We start from the raw sequence: 15,697 nt of genomic DNA on the forward strand, positions 1-15,697 counted from the left end.
GGGCAGAAAATCACTCCACAGCCTGGGCGCCGATCACCATCGGAAGCGCCGGGGCAATGGATGGCGTAGCCGGCCTGACCTGAACGGCAAAGGGGGGTGACTCACCACCTATGGTGCCTCCTTGATCGAGAAAACGGTTCATGTCTGCCAGGGCCGCTTCCAGCCTTGAGTCATTCGAAAGCATGAAGGCGCTGACACGCAGAGCGAGCGCACGACCATGCCACGGGTAGGGCTGGCCCAGGCTTTCAATGGCTGCAAGCTGCTGCGGCACTTTCAGGCTCATGGCCATGTCGCAACGCATGCCCAGAAGGATCTCGCGTGCCACGCCTACCGGATAGTCACGGCCCAGCTTGTCAAAAATCACCAGAAACCGAGGATCCGCCACCGCTGTCTTGGAGCGTGCCAGCCTGCCAAGGATCTCGACGGCATCATTGACCAGGGGAATACGGCACCAAGGCGCAGCCATCAGGCTGTCGAGCCCCTTCTCAATATGGGCCAGCACCGCCGCCACCGGCTGTTTTTGCAGGTCACTGGCAATGGCCCGGAGAAAGTGGGCGTCCGCTTCTGAAAGCGGTTCGATGGCGGCCGTGGCAGCCATGGCATCCGCAGCGCCAGTGCGCGCTTTGGCAACAGCCTGCAGGACACCGTCTGCCAGCACAGGGTGGGCGGGCAATGGCGCCGCAAGGTAGCCAGCATAATTCTGCTTCCAGAAGGCCCTCAGCGATTCCATCCGTCTGCGAATTTCTACCGGGGCATCGGCAGGGAGCACATTGGCGGAAGCGGAATCCCACAAGCGGCCGGGCATGTGAAGGCGTTCGGCAAAGTAGCGGTTCATGTCGATGGCCGCATCGACCCTGGGAAGATGACAGCCTGCCCGAGTGGCGGCGCGTGCGAGGTCATACGAGCAGTTGGCTTGCTTGGCCACACTTCGGGCAAAGCTGAACTCAAGGCGGTTCATGTCATCGGTGTTCACCGTTTTGCAGGAGGCGGCCAGCGCAGCGCAGTAGTCGCTGTTGGCGAGGCAGCCGGTCAGGAAGCCTTCGGCACTGTCGGTTTGCCAGAAGCGGCGCAGCGCCTCGGCCATCGGCTCAAGCTTGACCCGGCGGCGCAGGGATTCGAGCTGCCAGGGGGCCTCGTCGTTTGAGCAGATCAGCAGCATGTCCACACTCTGGGTGCCCCAGACTTCGACCTTCGGAAACACCTGCTTCAGAGTGCTGATGACGGCAGTTATAGTTTCGGGCTCGACTTCATAGCCCTGAAGCCACTGGCAGAAGATGCCGCCTTGGGTGAGGCGCTGGCTGGCATTGCGGTAGAACTCGCGAGTGTAGAGGTTTGCCACTCCGGCGCGGCAGGGATTGGACGGCTCGGAGACGATAATGTCGTAGTTTTCGCCCTTGGTGAGGAGGAATTCGCGCGCATCGCCTGTGATGTTGTTCACGCGCGGGTGCTGCATCGCATTGCGGCTCACAGGATCAAAAAACCTCGCCACTTTGCGAATTTCCTCCTCGAGTTCCAGCACATCGACACGCTGCATGCCGGGCACATCCGCCAGCCAGCCTGCCGTGGTGCCGGTGCCGAGGCCGACGACGCAGGCGTTGCGCGGGTTGGGATGCAGAACGGCCCCTGTCATTCCCAGCATGACCTGCGTGGCGGCATCTCCCACGGCAGAACCATCACTTTTGCCGTTGGTCAGAAATGCATACTGCATGCCGCCGACAACAGCCACACTCGTCTCCCGGCCATCGTAGGACTGCACCAGCGAGCGTTTGACATTGCGCTGCCAGGTTTCCAGACCGAGCGCCGAGCGATACTCCTGGAAGACACGCCCGTAGCCAATGGGGGTGTGCATCCAGACCGCCGTCGGCCCAGTGGTGCCAAAGGCAAAAAATCCGCAGACGATGAGCGCTGCAAGAGCCAGACGACCATTCCAGGTGAAACGGGAGGCCGGAGCAGCCTCTGCCCCACCCTCCTGGCGGCGGACCTGCAGCCAGAGAGATGCAGCGGACATCGCCGCAACCAGCAAAGCGGCCAGCAGCCAGCAGCCTCTGAGCCCCAGCAGAGGCACCAGCATAAAGCCACCCAGCAATGAGCCGGTGATTGAGCCCACGGTGTTCCAAAGATAGGCGCGCCCGAGCTGCTGCCCCACGCCTGCATTGCCACGGCCCAGCAACGACACCAGCAGCGGAAACTGGATGCCGCTGAGCAAGGAAGGAAAAAATGCAAGCAGGCCCATGATGACCGCCCAGCCCATGGCCATTTCACCGAGCCCCACACCGCGCAGGCTGTCATTGAAGATGAGCGCCAGATGCGCAACCCGGTCTCCCAGGGCAAAGGGCAGCAGGATGGCCAGCGCCTGCAGCGCAGAAACGACCGTGAATCCCGTGATGCTTGGCTCTGTCTTTTTGAGGATCAGCGCATACAAGAGCCCGCCGATCCCCATGCCAGAAAGCACAACGCACAGCACAAGACCGAATCCATACACAGAGCCGCCAAGCAGCGGAGTGGAAACGCGATACCACACCAGCTCCGCCATGAAGAAGGTGAAGCCGCTCATGAAAGCTGCTGCCAGCACAAAGGCGGCCGGGGCCTTTGCCTCCACGCTTTCTTTTGCCGTGCATTCATCCGGCATGGCCTGCTGCCGCAGCTCTTTTTCGTGAAACATCGAGATGACACCCGCCGCGACTGCGATGCTCAGGTTGGCCAGCACGGCGATGGTGAGAGCACCTTTGTTTCCCAGCGCTGGCAGCAGCCAGAAGGTGCTCAAAGCGGCGCCGCTCACCGCTCCTGCGATGTTGATTCCATAATAGAAAGCGGTGGTGGAGCGGCGCGGGTCGTCATCGCGCTGAGCGAATTTCATGGCCGCTGGCAGGGTTCCACCCATCAAGAAGCAGGGGACTCCCAGCACCAGTGCGGTCATGAGCAGTTGCAGACACGTGGCGGGGCCGAGTCCCATTCCTGCCGTTCCGCCAGTCTTCAAATAAAGGGACCGTGCCAGGCCGTGCATGGTGGGAGATGCCACGGCGGCGATGGCTATGCCCAGCTCCAGCCTGGCATAAAACTGAAACGGCCGTCCAACGCGCTCCACCCAGGAGCCAAAGAATTTGCCACCAAACCCGAGTCCCCCCATGAACACAGCCATGACAGCCGCTGCCGCCGGGGCTGCACCTCCAAAGACCAGTCGAAACTCACGCAACCACACCGTCTGGTAAACCAGCGAGCAGAAGCCGGACAGCATGAGAATCAGGGCCAACGCCAGCTGAGTCGTGCGAGCCCTTGCGATGGAAAGACCTTGGGAGGCGTCTGAATTCATGAATCCAAGTAATTAATATGTATTTTATATAAATACTATATTATTACAACTGGATTCATTAATATCAGAGCAATTTAACCATAAATACCAGACTCGCGTCCAGCCACGATCATCAATTCAGGGCCTCACGGGCCGACTGGAAGAGATAATGTCCCCAGCCGTATTGGGTGTCTCCGCTCCAATCAGGATCGTAGTGCTGGCTTTTGAAAATGAAGCGCTCTGGGTGGGGCATCAGGCCAAAGACGCGCCCCGTGTCGTCCTGAAGTCCGGCAATCGCATTGGTGGAGCCGTTCACATTGGTGGCATAGAGCAGGGCGGCATGGCCGGATTTCACATAGCCAGCAGCGGCATCCCCCTCTGTCACAAGACGGCCTTCCGCATGGGCCACAGGCAGCTCAAAGTTTTCGGGCAGCTTGCTGAGGTAAGGGCTGGCCTTGCCTTTGGTCTTCTTGAGCCCCACCCAGCGGCAGATGAAGCGGCCGCTGGTGTTGTGGATTAGGCTGCCCTTTGGCAGGAGATCTAGCTGGGTCAGAATCTGGAAGCCGTTGCAGATGCCGAGGGCGTAGCCACCCTTGTCCACAAAAGTTCTGAGCCGGTCACCGAGCTTCGACTTGGTAATGAGCTGGGCGATGCGGCCGGACATCACATAGTCCCCGTAGCTGAAGCCGCCGGAGAAAACGATCATCTGTGCTTTGTCGAGAGAGGAAGGCTCCAGCAGAGCTACCGGCAGTACCTCGGAGGTGAAACCCGCCGCCTCCAAAGCGCGGGCGGTTTCGGCATCGCAGTTGGTTCCGGGAAACTTGAGAAGAAGGGCGTGAGGCATGGTTTGTGGCTAACCAGCATCTAGGCGAAGCCGCCGCCGGATGCAACCGGACATGCACACCAGCCTCATCCAATCCTGCAATCGTCAAATGAGCTGATCTGGCTGAGCGGCAGCAGGCGGTAATGCGCAAGTGCCGCCGTAGGGTGGCCGAGGCCGGAAAGAAAGGACTGCATCCGAGGCGCTGCACTCATGCCTGCGCCCCTTCCCTTTTCCCCTGCACAGCGGTCTGCCATTCATCTCCCCACGCGAGCTTCATCACGTGATTGCTCACATCACGGGGCCAGGTGGAGAGATTTTCATGCAGCCTCGGCGCATCATGGGCAAAGAGGGCACGCGCAGCCTCCTCAAAACCCGGAAGATCGCCGGCCAGGGTCACCATGAAGTGGTAGGCACGCTCCTGCGCCCTCCTGGCTCTGTCTTTTTCGCCGCCCTGGCTTCGGGCTTCCTCGACCAGCTTTCTCAGAGCCACGGAGGCACCGCCTGGCTGTGAGTCCAGCCACTCCCAGTGGCGAGGCAGCAGCGTGATCTCCCGCGGAACCACCCCCAGCTTGGGCCGCCCACGCCCACGTGGAGTGGCGGCTCCCACAGCGGGCTCGGCAGCCGGGGTGGCCTCGGTCTTGAAAAAGACGGCTGTCAGACGGGCCTCCACCTCCTCGTCCGTCCCTCGGGTGTCCACTTCGACAGTGCGGCCGGTGGCATCGTCAAAGAGCAGCACCGGCTCCCGTGGAGAGCCATCAAGCGCCTTTTTGAGCGCCAGAGCATTCTGCAACAGCCCTCCAGTTGCGATCCGTTTATATCCCTGAAAAGTGGTAAATGATGTGTGTGTGGCTGCTTCGAGCATGAGTCACCTTAATAATACCCGGATAAAATTCAATCCGTATTATTATCCGGGTAAAATTAAACCTCCCGCTCGAAGCTATTGTTCACGCGGAAGCTGTGAAAGGTGCATAAGCATAGCCAGCACACGAACTGCTCATGCTGCATCAGCCTCTTAGAAAATGACCGATGGCGATGAGTGGCGGAGTCAGCAGCGCCAGGTTCATGCGGCTCGGGAGATTCCCGGAGACCTCCACAGAGATGTTGTCGATTTTGTCCGTATCTTATGCCGATGGCCAGCCATCGCTGCCTTCGTAGGGTCCAATGGTCAGTGCAAATAATCGGCAACGGTATTAATAACTTTATTATCGTTACAAAATCCAACCAACAACGCAAAGACCAAAGTCAGGATGCAAGAACCTGTCTTGACCAATGAGACAGCTACACTGCCGCTTGATCCCCTGATACCGCCGTCGCCGATTGGAGAGTGAGCGATGAGTTCAATGCTGTTTTCATAACTTTAAAAACGTTTCTTTTAATAATCATCGTAACTTCATTTTCATTACCAATATCACCGCCACTGCTTCCCCCCCCCCCGAAACCAAGGCTGATGAAGCCGCTGCCTCTGTCTGCAAATGACAAAGTGCCGATAGTCTACATTCCACCTTTGCCCCCTCCCAGAAGCGAACTTGGCCCACACGTCTGCGGAATCTTCGTCTGCCTTGGTGACCTTCCCGTAACGCATAGACTAACGATGCATTCGTTTCGTATTGCATGCGCCATGACGCTCTAGCCTACAACGATGGCTGCACTATGAGAGTTGGGATCAGAGATGGCGCCGTACCATCACAGTCTTCGTTACCATCACGTCACCCACGCAATGAGCCACATTGCTCGTGGATCTCTTGTCCTTGTTAACTGTATTACAGCTCAATAATAATGTAACGATTATGTCGTAATTAAAATCCAATCAAATATCCTCACACACAACACCTCCAGCCCCGGTTTTATGGACAGCTAAAAATATTGTTAATTTACGTATAAAATGTTTCTTTTCATCTTATTATCAATGCTATTTGCATCTCATATAAACGATTTTCACGACTTCACGTTGCGGTAACCGAAGCGTGATTGGTAATGCTATTGCCGTTACTGTAACGACCTGCATACCTGCCAAAACTCACCCTTTTGGCACCGCCGCTTATGCCACAAAAATGCCCACAAACACATTTATGCCTCCGCTGCCAACGCCATTGCTGTTCACACTCAAGGCATAGATGCTAATGCCCCTTCTGCCATTGGTGATGTGTGATGTGTCAGCCCCTAGGAAATCCGTCAGGAGTGCGGCGCAGAGGATCTGGTAGCCCGGCGTCGCCGTCTCGCTGGTGGCAGCCAGATTTTCCAGCGTCACTGTGCTGGCCATGGTGTCCATGCTCAAGATTTTGAAACCCCAGCGGGGGCATCCTGCATTTTTTGCTCAGTTGCAGACGCCGGGGCTTGCAGTAAGTTTATCAGACCATGTTCAAAGACCTTCTCTCCCCCCAGAACACCTTCATCTACGGCGTTGTGCTCTGCGGCATCTTCCTGGTGCAGTCCCTCTGGGGGCACTGGAAGACCAAGCGCGAACTCAAGCGCTACAAAGGCATGCTGAGTGACAAGCTCGATCTCGACTCCAAGCAGACTCAGGACATCAACAAGGAGCGCGCTGCACTGAAGCAGGAAAATGAGAATCTGCGCATGCAGATCGCCCGCCTGAACGAGCGCCCTGACAACAAGATGCAGCGTGAGCTGGAAATCCTGGCCCGTGCTGAGAAGCAGATGGTCATCACCGCCCCCGGATTTGCTCCCGCGTGGGAGATGGCAAAAGCCACGGCACTCGGCCAGCTGGAAAGCGAAGAGCGTGGGCAGTCCTTCCCTCAAAAGATTTTCCGCAAGCTGATTGGCTCGGGCTCCACGCAGAGCAACGTCGCCCTGCCCGAAGCTGCGGCTGCCGCTGCGAAAAACGGCGAAGCTACTGCCGCCGCCTGAGAACCTGAGTGTGATGACCCGCACTGAGGCCTGGCTCGCGCTGAATCTGCTTCCGCAGGTCGGCCCCGTACGCGTACGCAAGCTGCTGCAGCATTTCGGCAGCCCGGAGCGCATTCTCAGCGCCAGATCATCCGACATCCTCCAAGTCGAAGGCTTTGGCCTCAATCAGGCCGAACACATTGCTGGCTGGGAGGCGCAGGTCGACCTCGATGCTGAGCTCAAGAAACTCCGTGAGCGCGACCTCACGCTGCTAACCCAGGATGACGAGCTTTACCCGCCACTCCTGCGAGGCATCTACGACCCGCCTCTGGTACTCACGGTGTGGGGAGAGCTGACCAAGCGGGATCACAATGCACTCGGCGTCGTCGGCAGCCGCCACGCCACTCATTATGGACTGGGCACCACCAAAAAGCTCAGCTTTCAGATCGCGTATGCGGGTTACACTGTCATCAGCGGCCTGGCCCGAGGCATCGACACCGCAGCTCATGAGGCGGCACTGGCCGCCAAAGGCCGCACGGTTGCAGTGATCGGATCCGGCATCGGCAAGCTTTACCCGCCCGAAAACATGGCGCTGGCCCAGCGCATCGCGCAAAACGGAGCGGTGATCAGCGAATATCCGGTGGACCGCATAGCGGACAAACAAACCTTTCCCTACCGCAACCGCATCGTTGCGGGCTGGGGCTGCGGCTTGATCGTGGTGGAAGCTCCGCTGCGCAGCGGCTCGCTCATCACCGCACAGCAGGCCACCGAGCAGGGCCGCACGGTCTATGCTGTGCCCGGCCCCATCGACAAGCCCACCTCCGCCGGCTGCAACCGCCTCATCCAGCAGGGAGCCAAGCTGATCATGGACGGAGCTGACGTGCTGGATGATCTGAACACCCTCTTCCCCACCGCTCCCAAGGCACCGAAGGTCGAAGAATCCCGCCCTGCCATCGCTCTCACGCTGGAGGAGGAGATTCTCTACAAGGCCATCAGCACCGAAGAAGCCCACATCAACGACATCACCACCAGTTCCGGACTGACCTCCGCGACCGTGTCCTCCACCCTGATGCGGCTGGAGATGAAGCGGCTGATACGGGCCCTGCCAGGGCGGAGGTATGTGAGGCTGGTGTGAGCACAAGGCAGTCCCGCTCTTTTTGCCTCTCCAGGCGAATCTCATTGCTCCAAACACGGAGGTCATGTTTCAATCGGCCATCACTGGAAACAACTGCGACCCATGAATCCCGCCCCGCATTTTTTCCTGGCCGCCTTGGGCGGGCTCTTGCTCAGCAGCCCCGTTCCCGCCCAGGAAAAAGCCGCGACTGATGCTCCCGCCACGATTCCCGTCGGAAAGCTCGCCTTTGTGACCAGCGCCGACTTCGGCAGAGCCGGAAACATTTGGATCATGACCGGAAGCGTTCGGAACATGGAGCCGACCCATCAAACTCGCGACTTCGCCTTTGCCGCAGGAGGAAAGAAGATTGTCTATACAGCCAACGATCCCGTCGCGAGCGGCCTCTACGTTCACGATCTGGAGCAGCATGCCAGCACCCGGCTGCTGGCGGCGGTGGCCAACGTGGGCGGGCCGGACTTGTCGCCCGACGGCACGCGGATCGCCTTTTACCAGTCCGGGGAGGAGAGTTCGCAAATCATGACAGCAGCCGTTGATGGCACAGATCTCAGACAGCTCACCCAGGAAAATTGCTTCAACTGGACTCCGCGCTGGTCGCCAGATGGCAGGCGGCTGCTGTTTGAGACCACCCGCAACGAGCTCCCCGGAGGTGGTGAGGGCGGCGGACAGCGTGACATCTATGTGATGGATGCAGACGGGAAAAACCAGACCAATCTCACCCCAAACTCCTACGGCCATAGCGCCGCCTGGTCACCTGACGGAAAACACATCGCCTACATGAAAAACGGCAGCATCTTCATCATGAACAGCGACGGCTCCGCCAAGAAAGATGTGAGTCACGGAAAAGTGCGCGATTCAGAGCCCGCGTGGTCGCCGGATGGTCAATGGATCGCCTTCACACGAACCCCAAAGAATTCCAGAGCCATGGACATTTGGATCATGAAAAGCGACGGCACCGGGCAGCGGCAGATCACCTTCAACGAAGGCATGACCGCCTCGTTCAGCCCTCAGTGGAGCGAGGAATAACCGAAGGAAGAATAGCTCCGCACGGCGGATGATGAGCCCCCGCTCACCTCTTCTCCCATAGCAGCGCCAGGAAGAGCGGAAACTCCTTGCGCGCTCTGTTCTCAGCACGGGCTCTCGGACCGGGCTGGCTTTCCTTGTGGGAGTACCACTCTTCGATACCAGCCAGGACCATTCCTGCGCCGAAGCCGGTGGCAGTGAGGGTCTGCAGGCTGCGATGAAAGGAAACGGTGCTTTCACTGTCAGCCTTGCCGGGGTGCATCACGATGGGGATGCTCAGTGTGCTGCTGTAGGCATCTGTGCGGCGGTACTGGATCTTGCGTTCCTCGTCCTGCCCCCAGGCGGACTGGCGGGGAATGCGGAAGGAGGGATGATTGACCACCCAGAGCATGCGCCCGCCGGGCTTGAGCACTTTCGCGGCAGCGGCGGCCACCACGTCCAGATGCTCCATGTTTTGCACGCAGAGGATGGCGGAGGCGGCGTCAAATTCGCCGAGGTCTTCGATCTGTGCGGCATCACGGGCAAGATAGCGAACCGGAGGCTTCACAGGATAGGTGCGTGCTTTTTGGATGAGCGTGGGAGCGGCATCCACCCCCGTGACCTGGCAGCCGGCCTGCGCGAGCGCACGGGAAAAAACCCCCTGCCCGCAGCCGAGGTCGAGCACGCGCGCGCCACGCGTGGGCGCCAGCAGCTTGAGAGCTCCTGGAATGACGACCGCCTGGTAAAGCTCGGAGCCGCGCTCGCCAATGATGCGGTCGTACCAGTCGGCGGACTTTTCCCAGGAGGTGCCATGGTCGCGGCCCGGCTGCTGCGGGCGCTTCCCCTGTGGGCGGCTGCCAAATTCGCGGCGGCCCATGGGGCGCACCTCCGGCTCATGACCTCCCGGCTCGCGGTTCGGCGAGGGGCGTGGACGGAAAGGACGGCGGGGCGGCTGTGGCATGCGGCATGATGTCGCGGCAGGCGGGGAATGCCAGCGGCTCTGCACAATGTCCTTACTTTTATCTTCACACAACCGGGACGATATGACAGCCTCACGACCTCTCTCCCATGTCCGACTCCCCTTCCCGTGTCGTCCCCGGTCTCATCCTAGCGGCACTGAGCCTGCTGAGCGCCTTTCTGCTGTTTCAGGTGCAGCCGATCATCAGCAAATTCATCCTGCCCTGGTTTGGCGGCAGCCCGGGAGTGTGGACCACCTGCATGCTGTTTTTCCAGGTGGTGCTGTTTGCCGGCTATGCCTACGCTCACACGCTGACACTGCTGCCCCGGCGCTGGCAGGGCATCCTGCATGGCATGCTGCTCGGCGCGGCGATCGCCATGCTGCCCATCGCCCCGGCGGAAACATGGAAGCCCACCGGCGCGGAAGACCCGGCCCTGCGCATCCTTCTTCTGCTGCTGGCCAGCGTTGGGCTGCCCTATTTCGTACTCTCCAGCACCAGCCCTCTGGTGCAGGTGTGGTTCACCCGCACCACCGGCGGCGCGAATCCCTGGCGTCTGTATGCTCTTTCAAACATCGGCTCCCTGGCCGCGCTGCTGAGCTATCCGCTGTTCTTCGAAGTCCACTGGGATGTGCTGGAGCAGACCACCCTGTGGGCGGTGGGCTTTGGCGCTTTTGTCATTTTGTCTTTGGCGGGTGTATGGATGGACCGCACCCACGCGCTGAAGGAAGAAGCCAAACCCACCCCACCTGTCTCCGGCGCCGCTGATCATCCCGGCTGGCTCAGGCGCATCCTGTGGGTGCTGCTGCCGGCACTGGCCAGCTGTGTGCTGCTCTCTGCGACGAATCATGTCTGCCAGGATGTTGCTGTGATCCCCTTTCTTTGGGTGGTGCCGCTGAGCCTCTACCTGGTCACCTTCATCATCTGCTTTGAGCATGAGCGCTGGTACGCGCGCATCAGCGGCCTGTGGGCGCTGCTTGCACTGCCGGTGCTCTTCATCACCTGCACGGAGAACCTGCTGCAGAAGCAGCCTTTCTGGTCGAAGTTCGAACTGTGGATGCACAATGAGGTGGAGCAGCCGCTGAACAAGCTGACCAAGTTCACCGGCCACGAATTTCACCTGGCCAACATCAGCCTTACTCCCAACTTCGTCTGGCAGCTGGGCTGGTCCTTCAGCGCGATGTTTCTTGCCTGCATGCTCTGCCATGGTGAACTCACGCGGCTGAAGCCCGCCCCGAGGCGGCTTACTGAATTTTACCTGCTCATGTCCTTCGGTGGTGCACTGGGGGGCTTGTTCGTGAGCCTTGGGGCTCCTCACGTTTTCACTACTTTTGCCGAATGGCCGGTCAGCCTCATCATGGCGGCAGCCATGGCCTGCTTCATCTTGCTGCGCTCGGTGCTGAAGGTGCGCCGTGTGGGTGAGTGGGTGCTCGCCATTCTCATCGCCTTCTGCGTGGGCTGGCTGGCCTGGGAACTCCATGACTCCGGCATTCTCACCTGGGAGTACATCAGGCAGCGGATGAAGCAGCAAAATGCGCCACCGGAAGCGGCCGTCTATGGTGCCCTCGGCGCCACCGTGCTCTGCCTGGCGGTCATTCTTTTTCGCATCGTCCGCCGCGGCTTCATGCGCCCCGCACTGGTTTCCATCACCTTGCTAGGCCTCGTCTTCACCCTGGTCCTCCTTTTGATGTCCGACCTAGGCTTCAAGCGTGATGAGAAACTGGAACGTGTGCGCAATTTCTATGGCATGCTTTCAGTGACCGAAGATTACGACGACAGTGGCATGAAGTCCCTGGAGCTGACCAACGGCGGCATCATCCATGGCATGCAAAACCTGAGCCCGGGACTGCGTGAAGAACCCACGAGCTACTACGGCCACTCGACGGGCATCGGGAAGGCTCTCGACAGCCTCAAAGATCGTCCGGGTGCTCGCATCGGAGTCGTCGGAATGGGCGCGGGCACCGTGTCATGCTACGCCAAAAGCGGCCAGACCATCCGCTTCTATGACATCAATCCTGACGTGGTACGCATTGCCAAGAAGCACTTTTTCTACCTGAGCGACGCCGAAAAACGTGGGGCCAAGGTGGAGATCGTCATTTCTGACGCCCGTCTGGCTCTGGAGCGTGAGCCATCGCAGCAGTTTGACGTACTGCTGCTGGATGCCTTCAGCGGCGACTCGGTTCCGGTGCATCTGCTGACACGCGAGGCCTTTGACATCTACGACCGCCATATGAAGCCTGACGGCATCATCGCCGTACACATCACCAACACCTACCTCATCCTTGCGCCGGTGATTGAAAAAATCGCCGCTGTCACCGGCTTCAAAACCACCCGCATCGCCACCGACGCAGACGGCGATGATGACTCGACGGACTACATCCTCGTCACCCGTAATGAGGCCTTTCTCACAGCCACTCCCCCTGACCTGCTGGGTGACGAAACCGAACTCAAGCACGACGTCCGTCTCTGGACAGACCGCTATCACAACCTGCTGCGCATCCTGAACATCCCGCAGAACATCAAGCAGGAATAGACACCCGGGGCATAACAGTGAATTTGCGAACGCCCGCGAACGCGCCAAAATGGTGCGATCCGCCATGCTTTCCCTCGATCCAGTTCCCACGCCGCAGCAGTTGTTCCGCTGGCTCGACAGCGGCCGCATCACCCGGGAAGAGTTCCGCACCGCCATGGCGGTGCATGCCGGGGAGATCATTCAGGAGATGGAGCAGGCGCATGCCAACCCGCTCGTCGCCAAGTTCAACGAGCTCATGAACCGCCGGGAAGCCTGGAAATGGAGTCGCCGGCATGGTGAGATGGTGATGCGCGAGATCCTGTGCGCGCTGATGGACGAGGAGCGTTTTTCACCTGCGCGCTGGCTGTGGAATGCCGCACATCCGCATGTGCCGCTCTACTGCTTCTTCCGCACCCGTGGCACTCCTGTGCTGCGGTTTCTTGAAATGTCCGTTCATCCTCAATATGTCACCGTACTCGTCGAACATGGGGGCAGTGAAACCCTGAGCCCAACACGCGAGCGTTTTCACCTGCGCCGCAACCGCCAGCAAAGCCTGCAGGTAGAACGCCGCGAGCTCATCTGACCCGTCCGTCCTTCGCACCACCCCATGCCCCCACCCCAGAAAAAGTCCCTCAGCCTTTTTGGTCTGGCCGCCTTTGCCATCGTCTCGCTCTTTCTTGGCGCCTATTACCGTTTTCCATCTCTCGACGAACGCCCCATGCACACGGATGAGGCCATCCTCGCGATGAAATCCGCCGAGTACCAGGCGACGGGGCACTTCAAATACGACCCCAAAGATTTCCACGGTCCCGGCCTGCACTACATCACGCGCATCTGGTCCAGACTGGCTGGCTGGGACGGCTCAGCGACCTGGACTGAAGCTCAGCTACGCACCGTGCCCGTGATCTGCGGCCTACTGCTGCTGCTGACGACTCTTCTGCTGCGCAATGCCCTCGGCCGGCTGGCCACAGGCTACGCGATGCTGCTCATCTCCATCTCGCCCATGATGGTGTACTACTCGCGCTACTTCATCATGGAGGTGCCGCTGGTGTTGTTCATCACGCTGAGCATCGCCTCGCTGTGGCATTACTCTCAGGGAGGTGGACGCTGGTGGCTGGTGCTGGCCGGATTCTCCATCGGCATGCAGCATGCCCTCAAGGAAACCTTCGTCATCAACATCGCTGCCGGCTTCCTCGGATTCGCGGCCACCAAAATCATGGTCGGAGATTTCGCACCAAAGATCAGCGGCTACGACATCGGCGCAAGCAAGACCCGTGCTGCAAAGCCCTGGCTGTGGGTCATCCTCACCGCCGTCATAACCAGCATTGCGATCTACTCGGGAGGCTTCAAAGACTGGCAGGCAGTGATGGACAGTGCCCTGACGTATTTGAACTACTTCGAGCGTTCAGGTGGCAGCGGCCATGAAAAGCCCTGGCACTACTACCTCAGCCTGATCTTCTGGCGCAAAGACGGGCTCGTTTGGAGCGAGGCCATGATCGGCGGCCTGGGCATCATCGGCATGCTCTACGCTTTTTTGGGCAACCACATGAAGCAGCCGGCAAGGCAGGCGTTTCTCGTATTCCTTTCGGTGTACACGCTGGCCTTGTTTTTCATCTACTCATTCCTCGCCTACAAGACTCCATGGTCCATTCTCAGCGCCCAGCATGCGCTGACGCTGCTCGCCGGAGTGGGGGCTGCGGCCATTTCCAGCTCCATCTCCGGCACGTTCCTGCGGTTCGCCTTCAGAATCGCCTTCGGCCTCGGGCTGTACCACCTGGTGTCACAGACCAACCATGCCATTCACAAGTACGCCGCCGATTCGCGCAATCCCTACGTTTACTCCCACACGTCCACCAATCTCATGCGCATGCTCCCGGTGTTGCGGGAGCTGCAGAAGATCGCGCCTGATGACAACTTCAACGTGCTCGTGATCAACCGCGACTCAGGCTGGCCCCTGCCCTGGTACTGGCGTGACATCAAGTCCGTGCACTACACCAGCGCCGTCCCGGAAAAAATCGACGCCCGCGTCATCATCGCCGAACCCGAAATGAAACCGGCCATCGAGGCAAAATTTGATGGCAGGTCCTACCACATGCAGGATCTCTTTGGCCTGCGCCCTGGAGTCTTTCTCAACCTTTGGATTGAGCAGTCCCTCCTGGATCGCTACAACCTGCGCAAAGAGCAGGAAAAGCAGCAGAACCCCCAGCCGTGAGCCCTCCCGCCCCTCAGCACCATCGTTTCACCTGCAATGCGATGGCCACCACCTTCGACGTCCTCATCAACCATGAAGACGCGGATGACACCTACGCCGCGCAGGCCGCGCAGGCGGTGTTTCAGGAGATCGCCCGGCTGGAGGATGAACTGAGCCGCTTCCGCGCCACCAGCGACATCTATCGCCTAGGACAGCTCAAGGCAGGCGAAAGCATCCGCGTGGGCATGGCTGCATGGGATTGCCTCTCGCTCGCCAAGGCCATGCATCAGGAAACGGCAGGAGCCTTTGATATCACCATCGGCCCGCTCATGCATTTGTTTGTCACCCCCGAAGGCGAGCCGCGCCAGGTAAACAAAGAAACTCTGGAACAGGCACGCCAGATCATCGGCAGCCAGCGCTTTGACCTCGATGAGGAAACCATGAGCGTCACCGTGCATGCAGCAGGCATGATTTTTGATCTGGGAGCCATGGGCAAAGGCTACGCGCTCGACCAAGCCGCCGATGTGCTGCAAGATTGGAAGATCAGCAACTTCATCCTCAACGCCGGAGACAGCACCATCCTCGGCATCGGCGCTCCGAGCGGCAAGGAGGCCTGGTCCATCACACTCGGTGGCGGCGACAAGAGAACGGCCCTGCTCAATCGCGCCGTAAGCGGCTCCGGCTTTGCCGTCAAAGGCGCGCACATCATGAACCCGCGTCTCTTCCAACCCGTGCCTTTGAAGAACCGCCGCACCTACGCCCTGGCGCCGACAGCCGCCCTGTCGGATGCATTATCGACGGCCTTCATGGTGATGGAGCAAGAAGAGATCGAGGCACTGTGCTCGAGGTATGCAGGCGTGGAGGCGCTGGCACTTGAAATGTAGCTCGGCATCGTCTTCACACGCAGACGATGTTTGATGCATTCTTCTTGTCAGAGCATTTGTTTAC

At 59.5% G+C, this 15,697-nt stretch carries 12 protein-coding genes; 7 read left to right on the forward strand and 5 right to left on the reverse strand.

Features of this window, described 5'->3' with window-relative positions:
• Window positions 1-10: 10 nt before the first annotated feature.
• From ACZ5WW_RS04220 to ACZ5WW_RS04235, 4 genes are all read right to left on the reverse strand, one after another.
• Entirely contained in the window at window positions 11-3,310 is a 3,300-nt protein-coding gene (locus ACZ5WW_RS04220; RefSeq protein ID WP_377167464.1) for a fused MFS/spermidine synthase, read from the reverse strand.
• A 112-nt stretch (window positions 3,311-3,422) separates the two neighbouring features.
• Window positions 3,423-4,133 (reverse strand): phosphoribosylformylglycinamidine synthase I, encoded by a 711-nt coding sequence (gene purQ / locus ACZ5WW_RS04225; protein WP_377167461.1) that lies wholly within the window; start codon window positions 4,131-4,133, stop codon window positions 3,423-3,425.
• 187 nt (window positions 4,134-4,320) lie between these two features.
• Complete coding sequence (locus ACZ5WW_RS04230; protein WP_377167458.1) at window positions 4,321-4,974, reverse strand: DUF2239 family protein; 654 nt, start codon at window positions 4,972-4,974, stop codon at window positions 4,321-4,323.
• Window positions 4,975-6,150: 1,176 nt separating this feature from the next.
• Entirely contained in the window at window positions 6,151-6,381 is a 231-nt protein-coding gene (locus ACZ5WW_RS04235) for a hypothetical protein (protein ID WP_377167455.1), read from the reverse strand.
• Window positions 6,382-6,467: 86 nt separating this feature from the next.
• On the opposite strand from ACZ5WW_RS04235, the gene ACZ5WW_RS04240 reads away from it, so the two are divergent.
• The 3 genes from ACZ5WW_RS04240 to ACZ5WW_RS04250 all read left to right on the forward strand — a co-directional run bounded on the left by ACZ5WW_RS04240 (window position 6,468) and on the right by ACZ5WW_RS04250 (window position 9,114).
• Window positions 6,468-6,977 (forward strand): hypothetical protein, encoded by a 510-nt coding sequence (locus tag ACZ5WW_RS04240; RefSeq protein ID WP_377167453.1) that lies wholly within the window; start codon window positions 6,468-6,470, stop codon window positions 6,975-6,977.
• A 13-nt stretch (window positions 6,978-6,990) separates the two neighbouring features.
• Complete coding sequence (dprA, locus tag ACZ5WW_RS04245) at window positions 6,991-8,091, forward strand: DNA-processing protein DprA (protein ID WP_377167451.1); 1,101 nt, start codon at window positions 6,991-6,993, stop codon at window positions 8,089-8,091.
• 102 nt (window positions 8,092-8,193) lie between these two features.
• Window positions 8,194-9,114, forward strand: coding sequence for a TolB family protein (locus ACZ5WW_RS04250; protein WP_377167448.1), 921 nt, complete (start codon window positions 8,194-8,196; stop codon window positions 9,112-9,114).
• A 43-nt stretch (window positions 9,115-9,157) separates the two neighbouring features.
• On the opposite strand, the gene ACZ5WW_RS04255 is transcribed toward ACZ5WW_RS04250, so the two are convergent.
• Complete coding sequence (locus ACZ5WW_RS04255; RefSeq protein ID WP_377167445.1) at window positions 9,158-10,051, reverse strand: class I SAM-dependent methyltransferase; 894 nt, start codon at window positions 10,049-10,051, stop codon at window positions 9,158-9,160.
• Between the two features lie 107 nt (window positions 10,052-10,158).
• On the opposite strand from ACZ5WW_RS04255, the gene ACZ5WW_RS04260 reads away from it, so the two are divergent.
• From ACZ5WW_RS04260 to ACZ5WW_RS04275, 4 genes are all read left to right on the forward strand, one after another.
• Complete coding sequence (locus tag ACZ5WW_RS04260; RefSeq protein ID WP_377167442.1) at window positions 10,159-12,579, forward strand: spermidine synthase; 2,421 nt, start codon at window positions 10,159-10,161, stop codon at window positions 12,577-12,579.
• Window positions 12,580-12,643: 64 nt separating this feature from the next.
• Window positions 12,644-13,141 carry a hypothetical protein gene (locus ACZ5WW_RS04265; RefSeq protein WP_377167439.1) on the forward strand — a complete coding sequence of 166 codons (498 nt, stop codon included), beginning with the start codon at window positions 12,644-12,646 and terminating at the stop codon, window positions 13,139-13,141.
• Window positions 13,142-13,165: 24 nt separating this feature from the next.
• Window positions 13,166-14,770, forward strand: a complete 1,605-nt coding sequence (locus ACZ5WW_RS04270; RefSeq protein ID WP_377167436.1) for a flippase activity-associated protein Agl23 — start codon at window positions 13,166-13,168, stop codon at window positions 14,768-14,770.
• The gene (locus tag ACZ5WW_RS04275; RefSeq protein WP_377167433.1) at window positions 14,767-15,633 is read left to right on the forward strand and encodes an FAD:protein FMN transferase; all 867 of its coding nucleotides are present in this window, start codon (window positions 14,767-14,769) and stop codon (window positions 15,631-15,633) included. Before ACZ5WW_RS04270 ends, ACZ5WW_RS04275 begins: the two co-directional genes overlap by 4 nt.
• The last annotated feature ends 64 nt before the right edge of the window (window positions 15,634-15,697 follow it).

This window comes from Prosthecobacter fluviatilis (assembly GCF_055388355.1).

Excerpts from the sequence above, each read along its gene's own strand:
- ACZ5WW_RS04270 (WP_377167436.1), top strand. The coding sequence starts at position 13,166 with ATGCCCCCACCCCAGAAAAAGTCCCTCAGCCTTTTTGGTCTGGCCGCC.
- ACZ5WW_RS04255 (WP_377167445.1), bottom strand. The coding sequence starts at position 10,051 with ATGCCACAGCCGCCCCGCCGTCCTTTCCGTCCACGCCCCTCGCCGAAC.
- ACZ5WW_RS04250 (WP_377167448.1), top strand. The coding sequence starts at position 8,194 with ATGAATCCCGCCCCGCATTTTTTCCTGGCCGCCTTGGGCGGGCTCTTG.
- ACZ5WW_RS04260 (WP_377167442.1), top strand. The coding sequence starts at position 10,159 with ATGTCCGACTCCCCTTCCCGTGTCGTCCCCGGTCTCATCCTAGCGGCA.
- ACZ5WW_RS04235 (WP_377167455.1), bottom strand. The coding sequence starts at position 6,381 with ATGGACACCATGGCCAGCACAGTGACGCTGGAAAATCTGGCTGCCACC.
- dprA (WP_377167451.1), top strand. The coding sequence starts at position 6,991 with ATGACCCGCACTGAGGCCTGGCTCGCGCTGAATCTGCTTCCGCAGGTC.
- ACZ5WW_RS04220 (WP_377167464.1), bottom strand. The coding sequence starts at position 3,310 with ATGAATTCAGACGCCTCCCAAGGTCTTTCCATCGCAAGGGCTCGCACG.
- purQ (WP_377167461.1), bottom strand. The coding sequence starts at position 4,133 with ATGCCTCACGCCCTTCTTCTCAAGTTTCCCGGAACCAACTGCGATGCC.
- ACZ5WW_RS04265 (WP_377167439.1), top strand. The coding sequence starts at position 12,644 with ATGCTTTCCCTCGATCCAGTTCCCACGCCGCAGCAGTTGTTCCGCTGG.
- ACZ5WW_RS04240 (WP_377167453.1), top strand. The coding sequence starts at position 6,468 with ATGTTCAAAGACCTTCTCTCCCCCCAGAACACCTTCATCTACGGCGTT.
- ACZ5WW_RS04230 (WP_377167458.1), bottom strand. The coding sequence starts at position 4,974 with ATGCTCGAAGCAGCCACACACACATCATTTACCACTTTTCAGGGATAT.